General features: G+C 74.9%; 5 protein-coding genes. 4 read left to right on the top strand and 1 reads right to left on the bottom strand.

Going from position 1 to position 8,541, the window contains the following annotated elements:
* Positions 1-3,924, bottom strand: a 3,924-nt coding sequence (locus tag ABZ641_RS18915; RefSeq protein WP_359983172.1) for an ATP-dependent helicase, incomplete at its 3' end; no start/stop codon positions are given.
* A gap of 236 nt (positions 3,925-4,160) precedes the next feature.
* On the opposite strand from ABZ641_RS18915, the gene ABZ641_RS18910 reads away from it, so the two are divergent.
* The 4 genes from ABZ641_RS18910 to recA form a co-directional block, all read left to right on the top strand.
* A complete protein-coding gene (locus tag ABZ641_RS18910) occupies positions 4,161-5,666 on the top strand; it encodes a S8 family serine peptidase (protein WP_359983169.1) in 1,506 nt (501 codons plus the stop codon).
* Between the two features lie 72 nt (positions 5,667-5,738).
* The gene (locus ABZ641_RS18905) at positions 5,739-5,933 is read left to right on the top strand and encodes a DUF3046 domain-containing protein (RefSeq protein WP_344623203.1); all 195 of its coding nucleotides are present in this window, start codon (positions 5,739-5,741) and stop codon (positions 5,931-5,933) included.
* A gap of 208 nt (positions 5,934-6,141) precedes the next feature.
* On the top strand, positions 6,142-7,329 hold the full coding sequence (locus ABZ641_RS18900; RefSeq protein WP_344623286.1) for an AI-2E family transporter: 1,188 nt from the start codon (positions 6,142-6,144) through the stop codon (positions 7,327-7,329).
* A 148-nt stretch (positions 7,330-7,477) separates the two neighbouring features.
* On the top strand, positions 7,478-8,541 hold a 1,064-nt coding region (gene recA, locus ABZ641_RS18895), incomplete at its 3' end, for a recombinase RecA (protein ID WP_359983167.1).

Genomic DNA, 8,541 nt, shown 5'->3' with positions numbered 1-8,541 from the left:
CCGGCGGGTGCCGTAGGCCCGGCCGGCGCCGCCGAAGCGGCCGCGCGGGGTGGCGCGCGGCGCCCGGTGCGCCGTCGACCCGGCGGTGCGGCCGGAGCCGAGCAGTGCGCGCAGCGGGGCGAGCGAGTCGTTGGTGACGTACCCGGCCCAGACCAAGTCCCAGAGCGCGTCGGCGAGGGCCGTCTCGGGGGTGTCCGGCTGCCGGTCGGCGAGCTGGCGGAAGAGCAGGCCGTACCCGCCGGAGAGGGCCTCCAGCAGGTCGGTGTGGACGGGGGTGAGGGCGGGCGGCACCGGCTCGGGGCGCAGCAGGTGGGCGTTCTCGGCGAGGTGGAGGCTGATCCAGCCGTCCTTGCCGGGCAGGGCGCCGGCGCCGGCCCAGCCGACCTCGCCGGCGACCATCAGCTCGTTGAGCATCTCGGGGGTGTAGTCGTTCAGCCGGGCCGGGAGGACCAGCTTCTCCAGGGCGGAGGCGGGCAGGGCGGTGCCCTGGAGCTGTTCGACCACCCGGTAGAGGCCGTCGAGGCCGCGCAGCCGGTGCCCGGCGAGGTGCTGCCACTGCGGCAGGAAGGCGGCCAGCGAGCGGGGCGGCACCGGCTCGACCTCCTGGCGGAGGGCGGCGAGCGAGCGGCGCCGCAGCCGGCGCAGCACCTCGGCGTCGCACCACTCGACGGTGGCGGTGTGGCCCTCGACCGGCCGGAACCCGCCCTGGACGAGGCGGCCGGCGGCGGTGAGCCGGTGCAGGGTGCCGGTGACGACCGCGGAGCCGAGGCCGAAGCGGGCGGCGGCCTCGGGGGCGGTGAACGGGCCGTGGGTGCGGGCGTAACGGGCGAGCAGGTCGCCGAGCGGGTCCTTGACCGGTTCGGTGAAGGCCTCGGGGACGCCGACCGGCAGGGGGGTGCCGAGGGCGTCGCGGAGCCGGCCGGCGTCCTCGATCGCGGCCCAGCGCAGCTCGCCGCCGATCCGGACCTGGATGGCCCGGCGGGCGGACTCCAGCTCCAGCGCCCGGAGCGGTTCGGCGCCGCGGACGGTGAGTTCGGCCTCGGAGAGCGGGCCGAGCAGCCGCAGCGCGTCGGCGACGCCCTCGGCGTCCTTGATCCGCCGCTCCGGGGTGAGGCGCTGGAGTTCGGCCTCCAGCTGGGCGAGGACCTCCGGGTCGAGGAGTTCGCGCAGTTCGGCCTGGCCGAGCAGTTCGGACAGCAGCCGGGAGTCGAGGGAGAGCGCGGCGGCGCGGCGCTCGGCGAGCGGGGAGTCGCCCTCGTAGAGGAATTGGGCGACGTAGCCGAAGAGCAGCGAGCGGGCGAAGGGGGAGGGCTCGGGAGTGGTGACCTCGACCAGGCGGACGGCGCGGGACTCCAGGTCGCCCATGAGTTCGACCAGGCCGGGCACGTCGAAGACGTCCTGCAGGCACTCGCGGACGGCCTCCAGCACGATCGGGAAGGAGCCGTACTCGGCGGCGACCTCCAGCAGTTGGGAGGCGCGCTGGCGCTGCTGCCAGAGCGGGGTGCGGCGGCCGGGGCTGCGGCGGGGCAGCAGCAGGGCCCGGCCGGCGCACTCGCGGAAGCGGGAGGCGAACAGCGCGGAGCCGCCGACCTGGTCGGTGACGAGCTGTTCGATCTCGGTGCTGTCGAAGAGCGTGGCGTCCGCGCCGACCGGGGCCTCGTCGGGGGGCGGCGCGTCGGGGGAGGGGAAGTCCAGAAGGTCGGCGTCGGGCAGCCGCAGCACGATGCCGTCGTCGGCGTGCATGACCTGCGGGTCGAGGCCGTGCTTCTCGCGCAGCCGGGCGCCGAGGGCGAGCGCCCAGGGGGCGTGCACCTGGGCGCCGAAGGGGGAGTGGACGACGATCCGCCAGTCGCCGAGCTCGTCGCGGAAGCGTTCGACGACGATGGTGCGGTCGTCCGGCAGGTGCCCGCAGGCGGCGCGCTGCTCGGCGAGGTAGGTGAGCAGGTTGCCGGCGGCCCAGTCGTCGAGGCCGGCGGCCTTCAGCCGCTCGGTGGCCCGCTCGGGCGGGAGCGAGCCGAGCTCGCGGACGAAGGCGCCGACGGCGCGGCCGAGTTCGAGCGGGCGGCCGAGGGTGTCGCCCTTCCAGAAGGGCAGCCGACCGGGCACGCCGGGGGCGGGGGTGACGAGGACCTTGTCGTGGGTGATGTCCTCGATCCGCCAGGAGGTGGTGCCCAGGGTGAAGACGTCGCCCACCCGGGACTCGTAGACCATCTCCTCGTCGAGCTCGCCGACCCGGCCGCCGCCCTTCTTCCCGGTCTTCGAATCGGCGCCGGTGGTGCCGGCGATGAACACGCCGAACAGGCCGCGGTCGGGGATGGTGCCGCCGGAGGTGACGGCGAGCCGCTGGGCGCCGGGCCTGCCGGTGACGGTGCCGGCGACGCGGTCCCACACCAGGCGGGGGCGCAGCTCGGCGAAGGCGTCGGACGGGTACCGCCCGGCGAGCATGTCGAGGACGCCGTCGAACGCGGACTGCGGCAGGGAGGCGAAGGGGGCGGCCCGGCGGACGAGGGCGAGCAGCTCGTCGACGTCCCAGGTGTCCAGGGCGGTGACGGCGACCAGCTGCTGGGCGAGGACGTCCAGCGGGTTGCGGGGGATCCGCAGCGCCTCGATCCGGCCGGCGCGCATCCGCTCGGTGACGACGGCGGACTGCACCAGGTCGCCGAGGTACTTGGGGAAGACGACGCCGGTGGAGACCGCGCCGACCTGGTGGCCGGCCCGGCCGACGCGCTGCAGGCCGGAGGCGACCGAGGGCGGGGACTCGACCTGGACGACCAGCTCGACGGCGCCCATGTCGATGCCGAGCTCCAGGCTGGAGGTGGCGACCACGGCGGGCAGCCGGCCGGCCTTGAGGTCCTCCTCGACCTGGGCGCGCTGCTCCTTGGAGACCGAGCCGTGGTGGGCGCGGGCGATCAGCGGCGGGGCGCCGCCGGCGGCGCCGGAGCCGCCCATCAGCTGGGCGGGGGCGTGCGCCTCGGGCAGCGGTTCGCCGGTGGCGCGCTCGTGGGCGATCTCGTTCAGCCGGTTGCAGAGGCGCTCGGCGAGGCGGCGGGAGTTGGCGAAGACGATGGTCGAGCGGTGCGCCTGGACGAGGTCGACGATGCGCTCCTCGACGTGCGGCCAGATCGAGGCCTGCCGTGCGGGGTCGTTGTCGTCGCCGCCGGCGGAGGGCAGTTCGTCGAGGTCGGCGACCGGGACGACCACCGACAGGTCGAACTCCTTGGCGGCGGGCGGCTGGACGACGACCGCGCCGCGCTGCGGGCTGAGGAAGCGGGCGACCTCCTCGACCGGCCGGACGGTGGCGGACAGGCCGATCCGGCGGGCCGGCGCGTCCAGCAGTGCGTCCAGCCGCTCCAGGCTGAGCGCGAGGTGGGCGCCGCGCTTGGTGCCGGCGACCGCGTGCACCTCGTCGAGGATCACCGTGTCGATGCCGCGCAGCGCGTCCCGGGCGGCCGAGGTGAGCAGCAGGAAGAGCGACTCGGGGGTGGTGATGAGGATGTCCGGCGGGTGGGAGGCGAAGCGGCGCCGGTCGGCGGCGGGGGTGTCGCCGGAGCGGATGCCGACCTCGATCTCCGGCTCGGGCAGGCCGAGCCGGACGGAGGCCTGGCGCAGGCCGGTGAGCGGGGCGCGGAGGTTGCGCTCGACGTCCACCGCGAGGGCCTTCAGCGGCGAGATGTAGAGCACCCGGCAGCGGCGCTTGGGGTCGGCCGGCGGTGGGGTGGAGGCGAGCCGGTCCAGCGCGGAGAGGAAGGCCGCCAGGGTCTTGCCGGAGCCGGTGGGGGCGACGACCAGGACGTCGGTGCCCCGGCCGATGGCCGTCCAGGCCTCGGCCTGGGCGGCGGTGGGCGCGGTGAAGGCGCCGGTGAACCAGGCCCTGGTGGCCGGGGCGAATCCGGCGAGGGCGTCCGCGGGGCTGTGCTGCGCCATGCCCCCATGGTGCCCGGTGCCACTGACAGGGCGGGTCCGCCGACAGGGCGGGTCCACCGGCAGGCACTCCGCCGCCGGGCACTCCGTCTGCCGCAACCCGGGGAGCAGAATCGGACATTTCACTCATATGGTGAAGATTCAGTCACACTTTCCGGAGCCGCCGCGCTCCGGGAGGAGGACTCCACCAGCTCGGTCGGGCCGCCCCGCGCCCCGTCCCGCGGAGAGCGGAGGTCGCCATGGAACCGGGTGCCCCGGCGACCGGCAGCCCCGCCCGCGGACGCCGCCGACTCCTCCAGCTGCTGCTGGCGATGCTGCTCGTCGCCCTGGTCGTCGGCGGCGCCGTCCCCTACGTCTCCGGCGCGGGCCGGGCCTACCTCAGCTACCTGGTGCTCGCCGAGCGGCAGGACGCCGACGGCGCCTCGCTCGCCGCGGCCGAGGCCCGGGCGGCCGGCGGACGGGTCGTCCAGGACTACCCCCAGATCGGCGCGGTGCTCGCCTACGCCTCCGGCGGCTTCGCCCAGCGGCTGCGCGAACGGCCCGGCATAGCCGCCGTCGGGGCCACCCGCACCGCCACCGTGCCGAGCCCGCCCGGCCCGCTCACCGGCGCCGACTTCCGCCCCGCCAACGAGGCCGCGGCCGCCGCCGACGACGCCCAGGGCAGCCTCTCCGACCCGGCCGAGCAGGACGACTGGAACCTCGCCATGATCGGCGCCGGGGACCCGCAGACCGCCTCCGCCGCACTGCTGCGCACCCCCGCCGCGGACCGTGCCGGAGCCGCGTCCGCGCCGACCGCCGCCGCCCTGCGCGGCGTGCTCGTCGCCGTGCTCGACTCCGGCGTCGACGACACCCACCCGGACCTGCGGGACGCGGTCGACCCGCGGGCCTCGGTCTCCTGCGCCGACGGGCGCCCGGACGCCCGCTACGGCGCCTGGCGGCCCGACGAGGGCGTCTCCGAGAGCGGCCACGGCACCCACGTGGCCGGCATCGTCGGCGCCGCCCGGGACGGCCGCGGCGTCACCGGCGTCGCCCCCGGCGTCCGGATCGCCGCCGTGCGGCTGCTCGGCCCGCTCGGCCAGTACTACGCCGAGAACATCGTCTGCGGCATGCTCTGGGCCGCCGACCACGGCGCCCGCGCGATCAACGACAGCTACTTCGCCGACCCGTGGAAGTACAACTGCCCCGAGGACCCGGACCAGGCCGCCCTCACCCAGGCCGTCGGCCGGGCCGTCGCCTACGCCCAGAAGCGCGGCTCGGTCGTCGTCGCCTCGGCCGGCAACGACAGCCAGGACCTCGCCGCCGACCGCGACGACCGGCGCAGCCCCAACGACCGCCTCTCCGGCCCGCCGCAGGACCGCCACCTCGGCACCGAGTGCATCCGGCTGCCCGGGGAGCTGCCGGGCGTGGTCACCGTCAGCGCCGTCGACCGCGCCGGGGTGCCGGCCGGCTACACCAACTACGGCGGCGTCACCATCGCCGCGCCCGGCGGCGACCCCGACGGCGGGGCGGACGGCGCGATCGTCTCCGACTGGCCGGGCGACCGGTACGCGGCGCTCGCCGGCACCTCGATGGCCGCCGCGCACGTCACCGGAGCCGTCGCGGTGGTGGCCGCCGAGCACCCCGGCTGGGGGCCCGACCGGATCACCGGCGAACTGGAGTCGGCCGCCGCCGCCAACTGCCCGACCGGGCCGGACACCTGCGGCGACCGCAGGTTCTACGGCGCCGGCCTGCTCGCGCTGCCCTGAGGGCCCGCGGCCGGTGCCGGGCCGGGAGCCGCCCGCGGCCGGTGCCGACCCGGCTCGGGGATACTGGGTGCCATGAGGCTGACCGAGTTCTGGCGACGGATGAACGAGCACTTCGGCGAGGCGTACGCGGAGTCCTTCGCGCGGGACCACGTGATGAGCGAGCTCGGCGGCCGGACGGTGCAGCAGGCGCTGGACGGCGGCTGGGAGGCCAAGGACGTCTGGCGGGTGGTCTGCGGCAGCCAGGGGGTCCCCGCCCGGCTGCGCTGAGCCGCGGGGCCGCGCCGACCCGCCGGGCCGGCCCGAGCGACCGGCCCGGCCCGCGCCGCGGCGGCCCGGCCGCAATTCCGGAAACGCCGTCCGTCCGATGGGCGAGACTTGGCGGGTGGACAGCAGCCCAGAACAGCAGAGCAGCCAGGTGCCCGGGGCACCGGAAGGACGGCCCGCCCGCGACGAATGGTTCGGCCGCAGACCCCAGCTGCGCGGCGGGGCCATGCCGCGCTGGCTGCCCCGGGCGATGGTGCTCGCCCTGGTGCTGGTCGGCCTCTTCCAGCTCGCCGACTGGGCGTTCCACCAGCTGATCGACCTCTTCGTCATGCTGCTGGTGGCCTTCTTCCTCTCGCTGGCCATGGAGCCGGCGGTGGACCGGATGGCGGCCCGCGGGGTGCGCCGCGGGCTCGGCACCTTCCTGGTGTTCATCGCCGCGGTGGTCGCGGTCGGCGGCTTCCTCGCCGCGCTCGGCACGCTGCTCGTCGACCAGGTCACCCGGGTCGCCGGCGAGCTGCCGCACCTGCTGGAGAACCTGATCGGCTGGATCAACCGGACCTTCCACCAGGACCTCTCGCTGGACGAGCTGCAGAAGCGGGTGCTCAAGGACTCCGGGACGGTCGAGAAGTACGCCCAGCAGGCGGCCGGCAACGTCTGGGGCGTCTCCAGCACCGTGATCGGCGGCCTCTTCCAGCTCTTCACCGTCGGCCTGTTCAGCTTCTACTTCACCGCCGACGGCCCGCGGGTGCGGCGCACCGTCTGCTCGCTGCTGCCGCCCGCCAAGCAGGGCGAGGTGCTGCGCGCCTGGGAGATCGCGCTCGCCAAGACCGGCGGCTACCTGTACTCCCGGGCGCTGCTCGCGCTCATCTCGACGCTGGCGCACTGGCTGGTCTTCCAGATCCTCGGCCTGCCGTACGCGGCCGCGCTCGGCGTCTGGGTCGGCGTGATGTCGCAGTTCGTGCCGACCATCGGCACCTACATCGCGGGTGCGCTGCCGGTGCTGGTCGCGCTGACCGGGCAGTCGGTGGACGCGGTCTGGGTGCTCGGCTTCGTCATCGTCTACCAGCAGGTCGAGAACTACCTGCTGCACCCGCGGATCACCGCGAAGACGGTGGACGTGCACCCCGCGGTGGCGTTCGGCTCGGTGATCGCCGGGGCGGCGCTGCTCGGCGCGGTGGGCGCGCTGATCGCCATCCCGGCCGCGGCCACCCTGCAGGGATTCGTCGGCACCTACGTGCGCCGCTACGAGGTGGCGACCGACCCGCGGATCGACCGCGGGGAGGAGCGGAAGGAACGCCGGGAGCGCAGGCGGCAGGCCGCGCGCCGTCTGCGGCGCATGATGCGGACCGGATCCGCGGACGATTCCGCAGGTCGGGACAGGCGGGACGGGGAGGAGTAGGAGTCCCCGCAATATTCGAACGATTGTTCTCTATACTTGTGGGCGGCGAGTTTTCCACAGGCGCGGCCCGATCCGGGTCGATTGTCGGTGGGACGCGCTAGCGTCGAGGACGATGAAGCGCACAGCACAGAACCCGAGGGTGGAAGCCATGGCAGGAACGGACCGCGAGAAGGCCCTTGAGACCGCACTCGCCCAGATCGAGCGGCAGTTCGGCAAGGGCTCGGTGATGCGCCTCGGCGAGAAGGCCAACGAGCCCATCGACGTGATCCCGACCGGCTCCACCGCGCTGGACGTCGCGCTCGGCGTCGGCGGCATCCCGCGCGGCCGCGTGGTCGAGATCTACGGCCCGGAGTCCTCCGGCAAGACGACGCTGACGCTGCACCTCGCCGCCAACGCGCAGAAGGCCGGCGGCACCGTCGCCTTCGTCGACGCCGAGCACGCCCTCGACCCCGAGTACGCCAAGAAGCTCGGCGTCGACACGGACGCCCTGCTGGTCAGCCAGCCGGACACCGGTGAGCAGGCGCTGGAGATCACCGACATGCTGATCCGCTCCGGCGCGATCGACCTGGTGATCATCGACTCGGTCGCCGCGCTCGTGCCGCGCGCCGAGATCGAGGGCGAGATGGGCGACTCGCACGTCGGCCTCCAGGCCCGGCTCATGAGCCAGGCCCTGCGCAAGATCGCCGGCGCGCTCAACCAGTCGAACACCACCGCCATCTTCATCAACCAGCTGCGCGAGAAGATCGGCGTCATGTTCGGCTCCCCGGAGACCACGACCGGTGGCCGGGCGCTGAAGTTCTACGCCTCCGTCCGCCTGGACATCCGCCGCATCGAGACCCTGAAGGACGGCACCGAGGCGGTCGGCAACCGCACCCGCGTCAAGATCGTCAAGAACAAGGTCGCGGCCCCGTTCAAGCAGGCCGAGTTCGACATCCTCTACGGCGTCGGCATCAGCCGCGAGGGCGGCCTGATCGACATGGGCGTCGAGCACGGCTTCATCCGCAAGTCCGGCGCCTGGTACACCTACGAGGGCGACCAGCTCGGCCAGGGCAAGGAGAACGCCCGCAACTTCCTGCGGGACAACCCGCAGCTCGCCGACGAGATCGAGCGGAAGATCAAGGGCAAGCTCGGCATCGGCCCGAAGACCGAGGCGCCGGCCGACGCCGACGCCAACGCCGCGGCACCGGCCGCCGAGGCCCCGGCTGCGGCGCC

The organism is Kitasatospora sp. NPDC007106 (genome assembly GCF_040634455.1).
Lineage (GTDB): Bacteria > Actinomycetota > Actinomycetes > Streptomycetales > Streptomycetaceae > Kitasatospora > Kitasatospora arboriphila.
Note: the sequence above shows the minus strand (reverse complement) of the source record. Positions and strands in the feature narration are given on the sequence as shown.